This window comes from Gordonia sp. GONU (assembly GCF_024733855.1).
Classification (GTDB): domain Bacteria; phylum Actinomycetota; class Actinomycetes; order Mycobacteriales; family Mycobacteriaceae; genus Gordonia; species Gordonia amicalis.
On record NZ_JANRHB010000077.1, the window covers coordinates 1 to 1,462 of the forward strand.

At 62.3% G+C, this 1,462-nt stretch carries 1 protein-coding gene; it reads right to left on the reverse strand.

From position 1 onward, the window contains the following. Positions 1-34: 34 nt before the first annotated feature. Positions 35-1,171, reverse strand: coding sequence for an IS30 family transposase (locus NWF34_RS25210; protein WP_231499083.1), 1,137 nt, complete (start codon positions 1,169-1,171; stop codon positions 35-37). Between the last annotated feature and the right edge of the window lie 291 nt (positions 1,172-1,462).

Below are 1,462 nucleotides of genomic sequence, written 5' to 3' on the forward strand. Positions count from 1 at the left end.
GGCGGATTCTAGGGGTCCTCGCAACACCGGTTGGTTAGACGGGTACAAGTAAATCACGCAGACGCTCGGCTGGGGTTCTCCAGTCGAGCGTTTTGCGTGGTCGACTGTTGAGTCGTTGGGCGACGAGTTCGAGGTCTGCGGCAGTGTGCACCGACAGGTCGGTGCCCTTCGGAAAGTATTGGCGCAGTAGCCCATTGGTGTTCTCATTCGAGCCTCGCTGCCAGGGTGAATGCGGGTCGCAGAAGTAGACGGGCACATTGGTAGCGATGCTGAACTGCTTGTGGGCGGCCATCTCGCAGCCCTGGTCCCAGGTCAACGATCCCCGCAGGTGCTCGGGCAGAGAACCGATCAGCGGGATCAGTACGTCACGGACTGCTTCGGCCGTGTGCTCGCCGGGTAGATGACCGAGGAGCACATAGCGAGTCGAGCGTTCGACCAACGTCACGATGGCTGATTCCGACCGGCTGCCGACGATGAGGTCACCCTCCCAGTGACCGGGCACAGCCCGATCCTCGACCTCGGCCGGTCGATCGGAAATCATCACCATCTCGTCGACGAACCGGGTGGTGCGTCGATCTGGGGACCGGTGAGGTTTGCGGTGGGTGCGGCCGGTGCGTAACGCGTCGGCGAGTTCGCGGCGCAACCCGCCCCGGGCTTGGACGTAGATCGCCTGATAGATCGTTTCGGTACTCACTCGCATCGCCTCGTCATCGGGGAATTCGATGATCAAAGTGTGACTGATCTGTTCGGGAGACCATTGCTCGGCGAGTTTGTTCGAAACGTAATCCCGCAACGGTCCACCGACCGCCAGCTTGGAGTCTTTTGGTCGTAAACGCGAACTTGCCCAGTCTCTTTGGGCTCGATGAGGGCGATACACCCCAGAAACGGAGTAGGCGTCGATTTCTCGTTTGATCGTCGATGCCGGCCGACCCAGCTGGCGCCCGATCTCCCGCAGCGAGTCGCCGGCGCGACGCATGTCGGCGATCTGTTCCCGCTCGGACAAGGTGAGAAACCGAGGATGCAGTGGGGCTTCGATCCGGGCCAGTGACGGTCGCGTGTCAACAGTGGTCACACCGGTCTTGTAGTCGATCCGACGGCCATCGGGGTGGAGGCGCGCGTTGCCGATCTTGCGGATCCCTTTATCCCAGTCCCGGGCGGTGCGGATGTGCACTCCGACTTGCTTGGCAGCCTCACGGCGGCCGACACCGGCAGCGCGCAGCGCGTCATAGCGAGCGCGTCCCGGATGCCCGGAAGTGCCCCGTTTGCCGCGACCACGTAAGCCGGCTCGACGAACCCACCCATATGCCGTGGCACGGTTGACTCCCACACTGCGCGCCGCTGCTGTCACGTTGCCGTATTCACGGTCCAACGCCTCGAAAAACAGCTCCTTCAACTCCGCAGAAACCATGATCCCCGCAACTCCCTGATAGCCAGGGTGTTGCGGGGATCACTAGAACCCAAG